Source organism: Actinoplanes sp. HUAS TT8, from assembly GCF_051380535.1.
Taxonomy (GTDB): Bacteria; Actinomycetota; Actinomycetes; order Mycobacteriales; family Micromonosporaceae; genus Actinoplanes.
Genome location: NZ_CP195646.1, coordinates 6,491,463 through 6,507,860, shown reverse-complemented (window position 1 = coordinate 6,507,860; position 16,398 = coordinate 6,491,463). Strand labels below are relative to the sequence as shown.

General features: G+C 71.0%; 9 protein-coding genes. 4 read left to right on the top strand and 5 right to left on the bottom strand.

Going from position 1 to position 16,398, the window contains the following annotated elements:
* Positions 1 to 4 precede the first annotated feature (4 nt).
* The 3 genes from ACSHV8_RS29070 to ACSHV8_RS29060 all read right to left on the bottom strand — a co-directional run bounded on the left by ACSHV8_RS29070 (position 5) and on the right by ACSHV8_RS29060 (position 3,013).
* A complete protein-coding gene (locus ACSHV8_RS29070; RefSeq protein WP_436520699.1) occupies positions 5 to 814 on the bottom strand; it encodes a carbohydrate ABC transporter permease in 810 nt (269 codons plus the stop codon).
* The gene (locus ACSHV8_RS29065; protein ID WP_436520697.1) at positions 811 to 1,689 is read right to left on the bottom strand and encodes a carbohydrate ABC transporter permease; all 879 of its coding nucleotides are present in this window, start codon (positions 1,687 to 1,689) and stop codon (positions 811 to 813) included. The genes ACSHV8_RS29070 and ACSHV8_RS29065 overlap by 4 nt, the downstream gene beginning before the upstream one ends.
* Positions 1,690 to 1,753: 64 nt before the next feature.
* Positions 1,754 to 3,013 (bottom strand): ABC transporter substrate-binding protein, encoded by a 1,260-nt coding sequence (locus ACSHV8_RS29060; protein WP_436520695.1) that lies wholly within the window; start codon positions 3,011 to 3,013, stop codon positions 1,754 to 1,756.
* Between the two features lie 156 nt (positions 3,014 to 3,169).
* On the opposite strand from ACSHV8_RS29060, the gene ACSHV8_RS29055 reads away from it, so the two are divergent.
* A complete protein-coding gene (locus ACSHV8_RS29055; protein WP_436520693.1) occupies positions 3,170 to 4,216 on the top strand; it encodes a LacI family DNA-binding transcriptional regulator in 1,047 nt (348 codons plus the stop codon).
* 755 nt (positions 4,217 to 4,971) lie between these two features.
* Here ACSHV8_RS29055 and ACSHV8_RS29050 read toward each other — a convergent pair.
* Positions 4,972 to 6,849, bottom strand: coding sequence for a Xaa-Pro dipeptidyl-peptidase (locus ACSHV8_RS29050; protein ID WP_436520691.1), 1,878 nt, complete (start codon positions 6,847 to 6,849; stop codon positions 4,972 to 4,974).
* 132 nt (positions 6,850 to 6,981) lie between these two features.
* On the opposite strand from ACSHV8_RS29050, the gene ACSHV8_RS29045 reads away from it, so the two are divergent.
* Positions 6,982 to 10,641, top strand: coding sequence for a S8 family serine peptidase (locus ACSHV8_RS29045; protein ID WP_436520689.1), 3,660 nt, complete (start codon positions 6,982 to 6,984; stop codon positions 10,639 to 10,641).
* On the opposite strand, the gene ACSHV8_RS29040 is transcribed toward ACSHV8_RS29045, so the two are convergent.
* Positions 10,642 to 11,610: a helix-turn-helix domain-containing protein gene (locus tag ACSHV8_RS29040; RefSeq protein WP_436520687.1), complete on the bottom strand. Its 969-nt coding sequence runs from the start codon at positions 11,608 to 11,610 to the stop codon at positions 10,642 to 10,644. It lies immediately after the preceding gene.
* Between the two features lie 249 nt (positions 11,611 to 11,859).
* Between ACSHV8_RS29040 and ACSHV8_RS29035 the strand changes: the two genes are divergently transcribed.
* Together ACSHV8_RS29035 and ACSHV8_RS29030 are read left to right on the top strand one after the other, a co-directional pair.
* The gene (locus ACSHV8_RS29035) at positions 11,860 to 13,146 is read left to right on the top strand and encodes a vWA domain-containing protein (protein ID WP_436520685.1); all 1,287 of its coding nucleotides are present in this window, start codon (positions 11,860 to 11,862) and stop codon (positions 13,144 to 13,146) included.
* A gap of 128 nt (positions 13,147 to 13,274) precedes the next feature.
* Positions 13,275 to 16,169 carry a transglycosylase domain-containing protein gene (locus ACSHV8_RS29030; RefSeq protein ID WP_436520683.1) on the top strand — a complete coding sequence of 965 codons (2,895 nt, stop codon included), beginning with the start codon at positions 13,275 to 13,277 and terminating at the stop codon, positions 16,167 to 16,169.
* The last annotated feature ends 229 nt before the right edge of the window (positions 16,170 to 16,398 follow it).

The window sequence follows — 16,398 nt, the reverse complement described above, 5'->3', positions numbered from 1 at the left end:
TGGGTCATCCTTTCACGCCGCCTTCTTCGACACCCTTGAAGAAGTAGCGTTGTAGTGCGCTGAACAGGATCGCGATCGGGATGAAGGCGATCATCGTGCCGGCCGCGATCAGGCGCTGGTCCTGGGTGAACGTGCCGGACAGGTATTGCAGGCCGACCGTGAGCGTGTACTTCTCCGGCGAGGTCAGCACGATCAGCGGCCAGAGGAAGTCGTCCCAGGCGGCGATGAACGCGAAGATCGCGACGACGGCCAGGGTGCCGCGGACCGCGGGCAGCGAGACGCGCAGCAGCCGTTGCGGGACGGTCGCGCCGTCGACGATCGCGGCCTCGTCGATCTCCATCGGCAGCGCCCGGAACGCGTTGTACATCAGGAGCACGTTGAGCGCGGCGACCATGCCGGGCAGGGCGACCCCGAGCAGGGTGTCGGCCAGCCCGAAGTCGCGGACCGTGACGTACTGGGAAACGATCGTCACCTCGCCGGGCAGCACCAGGGTGGACAGGAAGAGTCCGAGCACCAGGCTGCGACCGCGGAACTTGAGGCGGGCGATGGCGTAGCCGGCGGTGGTGGCGAACAGGATGTTGCCGCCGACGGTCAGCGCGGCGACAACCAGCGAGTTGCTGATGTAGCGCCAGACCGGGATGGCGTCGGCGACCTGCGCGTAGTTGTTCAGCGTCGGCTGGTGCGGGATGAAACTGGGCGTCGCGGTGTAGATGTCCTCGCCGGCGCCCTTGAGCGACGTCGACAGCTCCCACAGGAACGGTCCGACGGTGATGACCAGCACGAACATCAGCAGGACGTAGCGCAGGGCCTTCATCGGTCGCTCCGGGTGTTCAGCCGGGCCAGCACGATCATCGGGACGAGCGTGACGACGAACAGCAGCACGCTCAGCGCCGACGCGTAGCCGAAGTCGCCGTAGAAGCCGCCCGCGTACTGCTGGATCAGCATGACCAGCGACTGGTCCTTCCCACCCGGACCGCCCTTGCCGCCGGTCAGGATGTAGAGCTCGGAGAAGACGCGCAGCGCGGCGACACTCACCAGGATCGAAACCAGGAACATCGTTCCCCGTACGCCGGGGACCGTGACCGTGAGGAACCGCCGCACCCTCCCGGCGCCGTCGATCGCCGCCGCCTCGTGCAGGTCCTTGCGCACGTTCCCGAGCGCGGCCAGGTACACGATCATGTAGTAGCCCAGCCCCTTCCAGACGGTCAGGCTGATCGCGCTGATCAGAACCAGCCAGCGGTCGGTCAGGAACGGCACCGGCCCGGCGACCACGTGCAGCGCCCGGGCCAGGTTGTTGATCAGGCCGCGGTCGTCGAGCAGCCACGTCCACATCAGGCCGACCACGACCGCGCTGGCGATGACCGGGACGTAGAACGCGGTCCGGAAGAACGCGATGCCGGGCAGCTTCTTCTCCACCAGCACGGCCAGCAGCAGCGGCAGGACCGTGAGCAGAGGCAGGCAGATCGCCATGTAGATCGCGCTGTTGAGCAGGGCGGTCCAGACGTCACCGTCGTGCAGCATGTCCGTGTAGTTGCGGAGCCCGACGAAATCGGTGGTGCCGCCGAGCGGCTTGGCGTTCGTGAACGACAGCCGCAGCGTGTTGATCGAGGGCCAGACGCTGAACACCAGCAGCCAGGCCAGGGCCGGGATGGTGAGCACCCACGGCGTGAACCATCGTTGCGTCTTCACGCTCGTCTCCCCGAATAGGGGGTGGCGGCCGGGGGTGTTGGGGGGCCTCCGGCCGCCACCGGTCTCACTGGCGGCTCAGCATCTGGTTCATCTTGGCGACCGCGTCGTCGAGCGCCTTCTTGCTGGTCTCGTCGCCTTTCACCGCGAGGGCGATCTGCTGGTCCAGGATCTTCTGCATGTCGGCGTTCACCTCGTACGGGATGAGGTTCTTGGCCTGGCTCAGCTCGCCGAAGGCGAGTGCCCGGGCCTTGCCCGCCGGCGTGCCGTCGTCCTTGCCGAAGTAGCTGTCGGAGGCCGATGCCACGGTCGACGGGAAGACGTTGACCAGGTGGCCGAACTTGTTCTGGTTGTCGGCGTCGGTGATCCACTGGGCGAACGCCTTGGCCGTCGCCGGGTACTTGCTCTTGGCCGAGACGCTGACGCCCTGCACGTAGAGCGGCGGGGTGTCGAGCGCCTTGCTGACCGCGACCTGGCCCTTCAGGCTCGGGTTGTCGCGCTCGAAATCGGCCAGGCCGGTGGCGCCGCCGGTCGTCCAGGCGACCTTGCCCTGCGTGAACAGCTTCGAGTTGCCCTGGTAGTCGCTGTTCAGCACGCTCGGCGGCATGTACCCCTTCGCGAACGCGTCCTTGTACTGGTCGACCAGCGCGGCGGCCTGATCGGTGTTGAAGACGAACTGCTTGCCGTCATCACTGATGATCTTGATGCCGCCGCGGACGAAGTCGGAGACGTCCGGCTTGCGGCTCATCAGGAAGTTGTCCGGGCACTTGGCCTTCATGGTCGCGGCCTGCGTGAACAGTTCCTGGGTGGTGGCCGGGGGAGTGTTCGCGTCCAGGCCGCAGTCGGAGAACTGCTTCACGTTCCAGTAGTCCAGATCGGTGTTGAGGTACCAGGGATACCCGAAAACCCCATCAACACCATTGAATTTGTACGCGTCGACGCCGCCCTGCACGTAGGTCTTGCTCAGATCGTCGCCCTTGCTCACGTCGACCAGCAGGTTCTGCCTGGCCAGGGGGAGCGCGAAGTCGGGCGGCAGGTTGATCACGTCGGGGAGCGTGTTCGAGGAGGCCTGGGCCAGGACCTTCGCCGAGTAGCCGTCACCCGGCTGATCCAGCAGCTTGACGCTGGTGCCCGGGTACTTCGCCGTGAACCCGGCGATGACCTCGTTCAGGTAGTCGGTGAACTTGGGCGTCAGGGCCCACGTCTGCAGGGTGATGCTGCCGGTGATCTTGTCGCTGGCGGCGCTGTCGGAGGAACCGCCCCCGCAGGCGCCGAGGGTGAGCGTGAGAGCGGCCAGGGCGGCCGTTGTGGCAAGTCGGATTCGCATGGTTGAGGCTCCTGTGCATCGGTGATCGTCGAACAGGAAACGTCGGCGAAACATCATCGTGGGGAACTAAAGCGCTATAGTCAACGCCCGCTGTTCACTTTCTTCACGAGCTTGGTTTCTTGGCTAAAACCCTTTAGCCGGCGTAGGGTGCCCGCCGTGGGAAACAGGCCGACCATCGCGGACATCGCCAAACGCGTCGGGGTCTCGCCGGGCGCCGTCTCGTTCGCGCTCAACGGCCGGCCCGGCGTCAGCGAACAAACCCGCGCCCGCATCCTCGAAACCGCCCGCGAGATGAACTGGCGCCCCCACCGCGCGGCCCGCGCCCTCGGCGGCGCCCAGGCCGGCGTCGTCGGACTCGTGCTCGCCCGCGACCCGCGCACCCTCGGCTCCGAGCAGTTCTACACCCAGATTCTGTACGGCATGCAGGACGTCCTGTCGGCCGGCTCCTCGGCCGTCCAGATGCAACTGGTCCGGGACACCGCCGCCGAGATCGACCTGTACCGGCACTGGGCGTCCGAACACCGCGTCGACGGCCTGGTCCTGGTCGACCTCCAACTGGACGACCCGCGCATCGAGGTCATCCGCGAACTCGCCATCCCCGCCGTCACCCTCGGCCTCCCCGCCACCCCCTCCACGGTCGGGCCTTCCGCCGAGGCGGGGCAGCTGACCAGCGTGTGGGCCGACGACGCCGAGGCGATGACCACGATCGTCGACTACCTGGCCGCGCTCGACCACCGGCGGATCGCCCACGTGGCCGGCCCACCGGTCTACGTCCACACCGCCCGCCGGGCCGCCGCCCTGCGCGAACAGGCCACCGCCCGAGGACTGACCGCCGCCGAATCAGTACCGACCGACTTCAGCGACGCCCAGGGCGCAGCAGCCACCCGGGCACTGCTGTCCCGAGCCGACCGCCCCACGGCGATCATCTACGACAGCGACCTGATGGCCGCCGCCGGACTCGGCGTAGCCCTCGAGATGGGCATCGACGTCCCCCGCCGGCTCTCCATCGTCTCGTTCGACGACTCGGTCCTCACCCGCATCGTCCACCCGGCCCTCACCTGCCTCTCCCGCGACACCTACGCCCTCGGCGCCCAGGTCGCCACCAGCCTCCTCGCCGCCATCGCCAACCCGTCGTCCCGCGAGAGCATCCGCACCGAAACCCCCCGCCTGGTCGTCCGAGGCAGCACCACCCGCCCCACCTGACCAACAACCCCACCCCACCCAGCCCTGCGCCACCCAGCCCTGCGCCGCCCCGCGCTGCGCCGCCCCGCGCTGCGCCGCCCCCGCCCTGCGCCGCGCCGCCGCGTGCCGCCCTGCCCGCGCGACGTCCGCCGTGCCCGAGCCCGCAGCGCGACTCCAGGGCTCAGCTGGCGCTGACGGCTGTTTTTCCGCCCGAAACGAGCCGTGAGCGCCAGCCGACGACCGCGAGGCGGGTTGTGGCCTGGTGTGGGTGTCGGCGTCGCGGTCCCGGCTGGTGCTCACGGTTGTTTTCCGGCTCGAATCGAGCCGTGAGCGCCAGCCGACGACCGTGAGGCGGGTTGTGGCCTGGTGTGGGTGTCGGCGTCGCGGTCCCGGCTGGTGCTCACGGTTGTTTTCCGGCTCGAATCGAGCCGTGAGCGCCAGCCGACGACCGTGAGGCGGGTTGTGGCCTGGTGTGGGTGCCGGGGTCGCGGTCCCGGCTGGTGCTGACGGTTGTTTTCTGGCTCGAAATGAGCCCTCAGCGCCAGCCGAAAGGCGTGAGTCGCGCTGCGGGCTCGGGCACGGCGGCGGTCGCGGGCCGGGGGCATGGGCGCGAGTGAATGACGTGGGTGCACCGGACCCGAGCGCCCGGGGGCGCGGACGCGGTGGGTGCAGGGGACCCGGCGCCGGGGAGGGGGCGCCGGGTCCGGTGCGGTTAGGGGAGTGGGTGCGGACGGTCAGGGGAGTGGGTGCGGACGGTTAGGGGAGTGGGCGGGCGGTCAGGGGAGTTGGGGCTGGGAGTGGTTTGGGGCGAAGGGGGCCGGGGCCGGAGTCGTCGTGACCGTCGGGGTGGAGACCGGCGGGAGGTGGCCGATCAGCGGGACCGACAGGCTGCTGCGGCGGGTGTCGAGCTGGATCGTGGCCCCGGTTGACTGGGGCGACGAGTACTCGTTGTCACTGGCCTGGAGGATCAGGCCGAGTACGTGTCCGGCGGCGATGCGCTGGTCGGTCGCCTGCAGCGGGACGGTGATCGAGTACCAGCGGTCCGGCCGCAGCGGCGTCGTGAAGCGCAGCGACACGTGGTGCGCCGCGTCCTGCCAGCCCCGGGTGATGATCGCGTGGTCGCTGGTGACGACGCGTTCGGCGGTGTCCAGGTAGCAGGCGTCGTCGGCCGTGGTGGACGCGCCCCAGCAGGATTCGGTGTCCAGGGTGCGGATGCCTTCGCCGCCGCCGAGGTAGTCGACGCGTGATGCGGTTCCGTAGTCGACCAGGCGGGCGGTGAGTTCGGTCGTCGGCTTGTCGACCTTGACGCGCAGGGTCACCGACGGTGTGCCGGAGATCCGAACGTTTCCGGTCAGCGGCCCGAACAGGAACGTGGTCCGCCCGGGTACGTCGGCGTTCGGGTTCGCGACCGCGTCGGCCTCGCTCAGGTCGGGGTTGTCGGTCCACGTGCGCACGCCGGAACCCAGCGGCACGGTGACCGGCCGGGCGGCCGGCGCGGGCCAGGTGCGCTCGTTCACCCAGGTGCCGGGGGCGGTCTCGATCGACACGGCCGGCTGCCGGTCGATCCCGTTGTGCAGGCCTTGCAGCCAGCGGTCGAACCACTGGTGCAGTGTGTCGACCCATTCGCCGCGCCGGATGTCGAACGGGTCGACGTGTCCCATCTGAGAGATCCAGAGCTTCTTCGGTACGTCCCATCGCGGCCACCACTGCGCGAACTGATCGGTGGTCACGTTGGTGTCGTTGATGCCGTGCACGGCGAACACGCTGGCGTGCACCTTGCGGGCGTCGGGCCGGAAGTTCCGGTCGGCCCAGAACGTGTTGTAGTCGCCGGTGGCGTCGTCGCTGCCCTGATCAAGGTCGGACACGGTCGCCGCGCAGGTCTCCTCCGGGCGGCCGCTGACGTAGGAGGCCAGGAACTCCGGGTAGTCGGGCGAGCGCAGCACCCCGTTGAACCGCTGGTAGTCGTACCAGCTGGAGATCGCCGAGATCGGCACGATCGTCTCCAGGCCCTCGACACCGGTCGCGGCGACACCGTTGGCGACCGAGCCGTCCCAGGATTTCCCGATCATTCCGGTACGGCCGTTGGTCCAGCCCGTGGCGACGGCCGGCTTTCCGTCCGCGTACCGCGCCGGGGCCCGCCCGTTGAGCCAGTCGATGACCGCCTTGGCGCCGAGCACCTCTTCCCGGCCGCCGACGTCCATGCAGCCGGTGGACCGGTTGGTGCCGGCCAGGTCGGCCGCGACGAATGCGTACCCGCGGGGCACGAAGTAGTTGTCGTAGTAGAGCGGCTCCTTGGTGATCACGCCGTTGGCGTCGTACTCCTTGAGTTCGCTCTCGTTGCCGCGCCCGCAGCAGGCGTAGTACGGCGAGCCCTCCATGACGACGGGCACTCTCAGGTGCTTGGCGGCCGTCTCGCGCGGCCGGACGATGTCGACGGCGATCTCGTCGCGGACGCCGTCGTGGTCGTTGTCCAGCGGCGTCTGCACCCAGACGCTCTCCCGGACGGCGTTGGCGTAGGAGTAGACCGGCACGGTCTCCCCGTTGCGGATGTGCGGAACCCCGGTGGCGGTGGCCGGTGCGGCGGAGACGGTCAGCGTGACCGCGACTCCCGCGACGACGGCTATGGCCATCCCTCGCATTCGTGACCATGACATCGACGTATCGTAATTGCTCGATCTACAGCGGTGTGGCGGAGTTGCGCCATGTCCGTCCTCCGCCATCGCGACCCGGTTCCCCGGAAACAAACGAGCCCAAGAATCGGCCTGGACCGATGGAGGAGGGTCTCGTTGCGCAAGTTCGGATTGTTGGCCGGCGTGCTGGTCGCCGCGCTGCTGGTGGCGCCCGCCCAGGCCGGCGCCGCGCCGGCCGGCGACAAGGTGGATCCACGACTGTTGCTGAAGTTCGCCTCGGGCGACCGGCAGACGTTCTTCGTCGACCTGGCCGACCGCGGGGAGCCGGGCCCGGCCCCGGCGTCGTCGCCCGGCCGGGCCGCCCGCGTCGCCCGAACCACCCACGTCTACCAGGACCGGGTCGCGCACGCCGAGCGGACCCAGCATGGGCTGCGGGAGCTGCTGGAGGCGCGCGGGCTCGACTACAAGACGTTCTGGATCGCGAACACGATCGAGGTGACCGGGGACTTCGCGCTGGTCCGGGAGTTGGCCGCCCGCGCCGACGTGGGCCGGATCGCGCTGCCCGCGACCGCGGTGACGGTGGACCCGCTCGGCGCGAGTGCGTCGGCCGCGACCGAGCTGCCGTGGGGCCTCCAGCAGATCGGCGCCGACAAGGTCTGGGACGACTACGGCGTACGCGGTGACGGCGTCGTCGTCGGCAGCCTGGACACCGGCGTCCAGTTCGACCACCCGGCGCTGATCCGGCAGTACCGCGGGACCGCCGCCGACGGCACGGTCAGCCACGCCTACAACTGGTTCGACGCGACCGGCACCTGCCCCGAGCCGGGGGTGCCGTGCGACGACGTCGGGCACGGCACGCACACCACCGGCACGATGACCGGCGACGACGGGGCCGGCCACACGGTCGGCGTCGCGCCCGGCGCGCGGTGGATCGCCGCCAAGGGCTGCCAGGTCGACGGCTGCACCGAGGAGGCGCTGCTCGCGGCCGGTCAGTGGATGCTCGCGCCGACCGACGCGAACGGGCAGAACCCGCGGCCCGACCTGTCGCCGGACATCGTCAACAACTCGTGGGGCGGCCCCGAGGACGGCAGCACGTTCTACGACGACATCATCGCGACCTGGGTCGCGGCCGGCATCTTCCCGGTCTTCTCCAACGGCAACGACGGCGTCAACGGCTGCGGCACCGCCGGTTACCCGGCGACCAACCCGCAGGTGTACGCGGTGGGCGCCCTCGACAGCACCGGCACCGCGGCCTACTTCTCCAGCCGGGGTGCGGCCGACGACGGCTCGACCCGCCCGGACATCGCCGCACCCGGCGTGGACGTGCTCTCCAGCCGTCCCGGCGGCGGGTACGGCCTGGACAGCGGCACCTCGATGGCCGCGCCCCACGTGGCCGGCGCGGTCGCGCTGCTCTGGTCGGCCAACCCGAACCTGCGCCGTGACGTCGCGGCCACCCGGGAACTGCTGGACGCCAGCGCGCACGACGCCGACGACGAGACGTGCGGCGGCGACGCGGCCGACAACAACGTCTACGGCCAGGGGCGCCTGGACGCGTACGCGCTGGTCCAGGCCGGGACGGCCGGCCAGCACGGCGGCATCACGGTGACCGTCACCGGCGCCGGCAACCCGATGCCCGAGGCGAAGGTGACGCTCGCCTCGGACGTGGTGACCCGGACCGCGCGCACCGGCGCCGACGGCACGGCCGAGCTCGGGCGCGTCCCGGCCGGCGACTACACGCTCACCGTCTCCCGGTTCGCCCAGCTCACCCAGCGCCGCACGCTCACCCTGGCGGCCGGCGCGACCCAGTCCCTCGACGTGGACCTGACCGCGCCCGCACCCTGGCACCAGGTCACCGGGGTGGTCACCGACCCGTCCGGCCGGCCGGTGGCCGGTGCCTCGGTGCGGCTGGCCGACGAGACGTTCCCCGGCTTCGTGACCGGGGCCGGCGGGCGGTTCACCGGGCCGCTGCCGGAGGGCGACTACGACGTGGTCGTCGACTACGGACGGTGGCTGGCGCCGCGGACGGTCGCGCTGACCGTGGACGGCGACGAGACCCTGGACGTGGCCCTGGCGGCGAAGACCGACGGGTTCGGTTACACGGTCACCGAGTCCCGGGCCCGGTTCACCACCGGCGGGCGGACGGTCAAGCCGGGAACGGTGCGGCTGCCCGAGCCGGTGACCTTCTACGGCGTCACGTATCGGCAGGTCACCGTGCACGACGACGGGTATCTGACGTTCGGGGACGGGGCTACGGTCAACGCATTCCGGGCCGATCTCGTGCTCGACCGGCGGTCCCACGTGACCACCCGGGCGGGCCACGACGGATTCGCCGTGACGTGGACCGGGGCGCTGATCAAGGGCACCGCGAAACGGATCGACGTGCAGATCCTGCTCGGGCGGGGTGGTGCGATCACCGTCCGCTACCGGAATTTGCCGGCCGGCGCGTCCGCCCTCGTGGGCATCGCCGACGCGAAGGGGACGAACCTCCTGTCGTACGCGCAGAATGATCCTGTCCTGAAGAACGAGACCGCGGTGACCTTCGCGGTGCCGGGCGCCGGACTTCTCCGCGGCCGGGTTCTCGACGCCAACACCGGCCGGCCGGTCGTGGCCGCGGACGTGCTCGGGACCAGCACCGATGCGGACGGCGGGTGGCAGGTGCAGCGGCCGGCCGGGCCGGTCACCGGGACGGTCGGCAAGCCGGCCTACGAGAGCGCGCCGATCGTCGCGACGGTCGCGGCCAACACCGTGCGCACGGCCGACGTGAAGCTGCGGACGCCGCTGCTGACCGCGCCGGCGTCACGTTCGGTGACGGTTCGCGCCGGGGGCACCGCGACCGTCGACATCCCGCTGGGCAACCGCGGGGGACTGCCGGCGACCTGGGACGCGCGGGAGATCAACTCGGCCACGGCGCCGGACGGGGAACCCGGGAAGGTGCTCGGCTCGTTCGGGATCCCGGACCTCTACAACGCGTACGGCATCGACTGGCACGACGGGAAGGTCCTGGTCACCGACACGTACTTCTGGGGCCAGGTGGAACGGTTCGACACCGGCGGGAACCTGCTCGGGCGGGGCGTGATCCCGATGAACGGGTGGGCGTCCGACCTGACCTCGGTGCCGTCGCGCGGACTGTCCTGCGGGCCGAGCATGTCGATCGTCGGCGACCTGCCGATCGTCTGCTTCGACCGGGACTCGCTGCAGGTCAAGGCCACGATTCCGACGCCCCGGGCCGGGACGCTCTACTACGGGCTGGCCTACCGGGCCTCGGACGACACGTTCTACCTGGCCGGGGACGGCGCGATCCGGCACATTGCCGGGCTCGGCCACACCACACCGGGCGAGGTGCTCGGGCAGTGCGTGCCGGCCGTTCCGTGGACCGTGGGACTCGAACTCAACGAGAAGCAGAACGTGCTGTGGAGCCTCAACCAGGACAACCAGGGGGAACGGCTGCGGGCGCTCGACCCGGACACGTGCGCCGAGCTGAGCTGGGCGCCCGACCCCGACCCGGACGGGCTCAGCGCGGCCGGTCTGACCGTCGACGACCAGGGCGACCTGTGGACGCTCGGACAGGCCTGGACGCCGGGGCAGGCGCGCGTCTACCACGTGTCCGGGCAGCTGCCGGCCTACAGCGAGATCCCCTGGCTGGCCACGGTGAACCCGACCGGGACGGTGACCCCGGGCGGGACGGCGTCGGTGCGGGTGACCGTCGACACGACCGGGCTGAGGCCGGGCGTCCACCGGGCGACACTGCTGCTGGTCAGCAACGGGGCGACCGCGGCGACGGTGCCGGTGACCGTGGCGCTCACCGTCCGTAAGTAGTCACAACCAGTCGTTCCTCGCGACGAACCAACCCAGTTGCATGCGGGTGGCGGCGCCGGTCACGTCCATCAGGTGACGTAGCCGGCGCTGCACCGTACGCAGCGACATCCCCAGCTGGGAGGCGACCGCCTTGTCGGGCAGCCCGGACATCAGCAGCGACAGCATCTGCCGGTCGGTCGGGGTGGGCACGTTCCACCGATCCAGGTTCTCGATCTCGGTCGCGCCCGGGGCCAGCCGCAGCGGCGTCGCCCGATCCCACACCTCGCCGAAGAGCGCGACCAGGACCTCGACCCAGGCCGGGCCGCGCACCACGAACGCCCACGGCTCGGCCGGCAGCTCACCCGGGCCGGGGAAGGACAGCAGCCCGACCCGGCCGTCGGCCACCGCCAGCTTGGCCGGGACGTCGGCCGCCACCCGCGCCTGCTCGCCGGCGGCCACACAGGCCCCGATCCGCTGGGCCGCGGTCGGCCGTTCCAGGGTCCGCCGGTCGTAGACGATCCGGAACCGCACCCCGCGTTCCAGCAGCTCGATCTCGGTCGGATTGTCGTGGTACCCGCCCAGGTAGGGCGGCCGGTCGAAACCCAGCACCTCCTCCTGGGCGCCGCGCAGCACCTGGTCGAAGACCTGACCGACGGCGGACGCGCCGACGACCGCCTCGACCCCGCTGGCCGACGGCTCGGCGCTCTGCTGACTCTGGATCCAGGCGCGGACACCCCGCCGGGCCTCCTGCAACTGCCGCATCCGGCCCAGCAGCAGCGAGTCGATGGCCAGGTCGGGCGGGGCCAGGGAGATGCGGTCGCCGTCCAGCCCGACCAGGCCGTGCGCGTGCAGGGTCGCGACGGCGCTCTGGATCTTCGACGATTCCTCTCCGGTACGGGCGGTCAGCTCCCGCACGGTTGCCGCGTGGCCGCCGAGCAGATCCGCGTAGACCCGCTGTTCCAGATCGGTCAATCCCAGCGAGTCGAGCACGGCCCGATTCTGCGATCGCCCGGGTGCCCCGTCAAGGTTTGTTGCTCTGACCGCGACCAACCGACCACGTCGCCCTTGCGGGCCTCGCGTTCTGGCCGCGCCAGCGGCCTGCGAGGGTCGGAAGGGTCCCCGCGGGAGCGACGGTCCGTACCCCGGCGGACCGAGGCAATGAAGAATGTGAAGTTGATCTTCGGGGGTGGCGTGGGACCAGTACAGTCGGGCCGCCTCAGGGGACAAGGAGTGAGCCGCGTGCACATCACCGCCCACCTCGACGTGGAGATGATCGCCGTCGAGACCGATGACCAGGTGTCCGTGATGATCGAGCTGACCGCGCCGGCCGCGACCGGGTCCGGCGAGCGCGCGCCGAACACGCTGCAGATCGTGCTCGACCGCAGCGGCTCGATGTCCGGTGGGCGGCTCGCCGGGGCCAAGACCGCGCTCGTCGCGCTGGTCGACCGGCTCGACCCGCGCGACCACTTCGGACTGGTGGTCTTCGACAACCAGGTCGACGTGCCGGTGCCGGCGGCGCGGCTGACCGACAAGGTCTCGGCGAGGCGGGCGATCGACAACCTGCGGCCGGGCGGCAGCACCGACCTGTCCGGGGGCTACCTGCGCGGCCTGCAGGAGGCCCGGCGGGTGGCCGGCGCCACCGGCGCCACCACGCTGCTGATCAGCGACGGGCACGCCAACGCGGGCATCGTCGACCCGGATGCGCTGTCCCGCGTGGCCGCCGAGGCGTATGAGCACGGCGTCACCACCACCACGCTCGGTTTCGGGCTGGGCTACGACGAGCGGCTCATGTCGGCCATCGCCCGCGGCGGCTCCGGCAACGAGCACTTCGCCGAGGAGCCCGACACCGCGGCCGCGCTCATCGCCGGCGAGGTCGAGGGGCTGCTCACGCAGACCGCGCAGGCGGCGTCGCTGCACGTGGGGCTCACCCCGGCGGTGCGCGGCGTGCTGGTCGTCAACGAGCTGCCGGCCCGGCCGGTCGACGACGGCCTGCTGGTCGAGCTGGGCGGCTTCTACGCCGACGAGACCCGCAAGCTCGTGCTGACCTTCGACGTCCCGGCGGTCGCCGCGCTCGGCCTGACCGAGGTCGCGACGCTGACGTTCACGTATGTGGAGTTGCCGGCGCTGGCCCAGCACACGGTCACCGTCCCGGTGCACGTCAACGTGGTGCCGGGCGATCGCGCGGCCGGGCGGGTGCCCGATCCGGTGGTGCGCACCGAGCTCGTCTACCTGCGGGCCCAGCAGGCCAAACGCCGCGCGTCGGAGCTGCTCGACCGGGGTGACTCGGAGGCCGCGCTGAAGGAGCTGCGGCAGGCCCGGGCCGAGATCGCCGGGGCTCAGGGGGATGCGCCCGAGGCACTGGCGGCCGACCTGGCCGAGGAAGTGGCCACTCTGGACTATCTGGAGCGGGAGACCGAGCACGGGTCGGCGTCGCGGGCCGGGAAGTACATGTCGGCCAGTTCCCAGCGGCGGCTGCAGAAGCGCGGTCGCAAGGATGAAACCCCGCCGCCCGCCCCGGAAAAGTGACATATTTCATTCGATTTCCTGGCAACCTTCGCGAAATGGCTGGTCAACACGCCGGAAATCGGGAGTGACCGGGCGGTCACGGAAGATCACATGCCACACCGGACGGTGGTTCCCGCGTCTATGCGGGTGTGCAGGAACCCATCGAGTCCCAGGAACCGTCCGACCCGCCGGAGCCTGCGGCCGAACCCGACACCCGCGCCGAGCCGGACACCACCGAACCCGAACCCGATCCTGCGGCCGCGCGCATCGCCGAGCCGGAACCCGCGACCGAGCCCGCCGCGGAGCCGGAGCCGGAGCCTTCGGCTGAGGCCGTGGGGAAGCGGCCCCGGCGGTGGCGGCGGATCGTGGCGACCGCCGCGGCCGTCCTGATGTTCTGGGGCGCGGCCGGGATCGGCGCCGCCGAGGCCTATGTGGAGTCGGTCCCGGTGCCCGGTGCGGTGGCGCAGCCCCAGGCCTCGGTCCTGTACTACCGGGACGGGAAGACCATCCTGGCCCGGGTCGGCGCGACCGACCACAACGACGTGCCCCTGTCGGCGATCTCGCCCGAACTGCGGCAGGCCGTCCTGCTGGCCGAGGACCGGGACTACTACGAGCACGCCGGGGTGTCGGTGCGGGGCGTGGCCCGGGCGATGGTGGCCGACGTGAGCGGCAAGCACGAGGGCGCGTCGACGATCACCCAGCAGTACGCGCGGAATGCGTTCCTGACGCAGCAGGTGACCGTCGACCGGAAGATGCAGGAGCTGGCGCTCGCGATCAACCTGGAGCGGCAGTACGGCAAGGACGAGATCCTGGACCGGTACCTGAACACGATCTACTACGGCCGGGGCGCGTACGGGATCGCCGCCGCCGCCAACGCGTACTTCGGCATCACCCCGGACCGGCTGGACTTCGCCCAGGGCGCGGTGCTGGCCGCGGTCATCAAGGATCCGTGGGCCTACGACCCGGACCACGACCCGAAGGGCGCCCGTCGCCGCTGGAACTGGATCTTCGCGACGGCCCGGGACGCCGGCCTGATCGACCCGGCCAAGGTGACCTACCCGGCGATCCGCCCGGCCGGTTCGGCGATCGGCGGCCCGCTCGGGCTCGTCGTCGACCAGGTCGAACGGGAGCTGGCCGGGCACGGCATCACCTCGCAGCAGCTGCACACCCAGGGCCTGAAGGTGGTCACCACCCTGGACCAGGCGGCCCAGCAGTCGGCCGTGAGCGCGGTGCGGACCCGGTTGCACGGTCAGCCGTCCGGGTTGCAGGCCGCGCTCGTCGCCCTCGACCCGCGGACCGGCGGCGTGCGGGCGTACTACGGCGGTGAGCACGGCAGCGGCTACTTCGACAACGCGGCGGCGCTGCACCCGGCGGCGTCGACGTTCAAGTCGATCGTGCTGGCGGCGGCGCTGGGCCGGGGGATCGCCTACCAGTCCCGGTGGGACGGGAGTTCGCCCCGGCTGTTCCCGGACCGGGGTGTGCCGTTGCGCAACCACGACAACCTGCAGTGCGCCGAGTGCACCCTGCAGCACGCCATGGTCGACTCGCTGAACACGCCGTTCTACGCGGTGACCGCGCAGATCGGGCCGGGCCGGGTGCGCGACATGGCCGTACGTCTGGGGATTCCGGAGAAGTACGACGGGCAGAAGTCGATGGTCGACGTCAAGGGTGACCCGGCCCCGGGCAAGACGCGCGGTGACATCTCGCTCGGGCGCTACGCGGTCGAGCCGGGTGACCTGGCGACCGTCTACGCGACCCTGGCCGGCGGCGGGGTCCGGCACGAGCGGCACTTCGTGCAGTCGGTGACCGCGGCCGGCGGGTCCGGGTACACGACTCCGGACAAGGCGACCACCGCGGTCGACCCGAAGATCGCGGCCGACGTCACCACCGTGCTGCAGAGTGTGGTGAAGGAGCACGGCATCACGCCGGGGCGGCCGGCGGCCGGGAAGACCGGCACCCAGCAGTTCCGGGACACGCTCGACAATCAGGACGCGTGGATGGCCGGCTACACGCCCGAGCTGGCCAGCGTGGTCTGGATCGGCAAGGCGAAACCGGGCCCGCTGCGCGACGCGAAGAACAAACCCATCGAGGGCGACACCATGCCGTCCTACATCTGGCGGGACTTCACCAGGTCGGCGCTGAAGGGCGAGCCGGTCACCGCGCTGCCCAAGCCCGCGCACGTCGGCCGGACCGACACCGGCGACTTCGGCAAGACCGGGCACGACGCCAAGAACCCGGACTCGGTCACCACCCTGCATCCGCCCGCGTCCGGCTACGAGCCGGTCGTGCACACCGAGCACAGCGGCAAGCGGCTCGCGCTGACCTTCGACGACGGGCCGTCCGAGGACACCCCGGCCGTGCTCGACCTGCTCGCGCAGTACCACGTGAAGGCCACGTTCTGCATGGTCGGCGAGAACGTGACCTGGTACCCGGACCTGGTGAGAAGGATCGTGAACGACGGCCACCGGCTCTGCAACCACTCGATGCACCACGACGACCTGGGCATCGTGCCGGAGGCGAAGAGCGCGGCGGACATCGCCGAGGCGGACGCCGCGATCGCCGACGCCGTGCCGGGGGCGACGGTCACCTACTACCGCGCGCCCTACGGCGACTTCGGCCCGTCGGCCAAGGCCGGCGGCAAGGCCGGGCACACCCCGCTCGGCTGGGTCGTCGACCCGGACGACTGGCTGCTGCCGGGCGCCGACGTGATCGCGTCCCGGATCAAGCAGCAGCTCACGCCCCGGGCGGTGGTGCTCGTGCACGACGGTGGCGGCGACCGGAAGCAGACCGTGGCGGCGCTGCGCACGCTGATCCCGGACCTGCTGGCCGACGGGTGGACGTTCGACTTCCCGGAGACCACGATCGCCAGCAAGCCCCTGGCCGGGCCGAAGCCGAGCGCGTCCAGCCCGGAGCCGGAGTCGACGCCGACCTCGCCGTCGCCGTCGGGCTCGGTGTCGCCGTCCGCCCCGGAGCCGTCCGGGTCGTCGCCGGCGCCGTCCGACCCGGCGAACAGCGGGTCACCGGATCCGATCGAGACACCTTGATTCCTCGCTGAGCCGGTGCCGGGTGGCGGTTCGCCGCCCGGCACCTTTTTCGTCCGTGGCGCCGGAAAACGGCGGCCCATCGAGGTTCGGGCGCGGTGCCGGAAATCGGCGCCGACGGGCGGTTCGACGGCAGTGACGACGATCAGTCAGTAATGTTTCCAGCCGATTTCCCGGACGTCCTTGACAACGTTGTCAGTGCGGGGCGAGGCTGGCGATCACTGATCAGCAG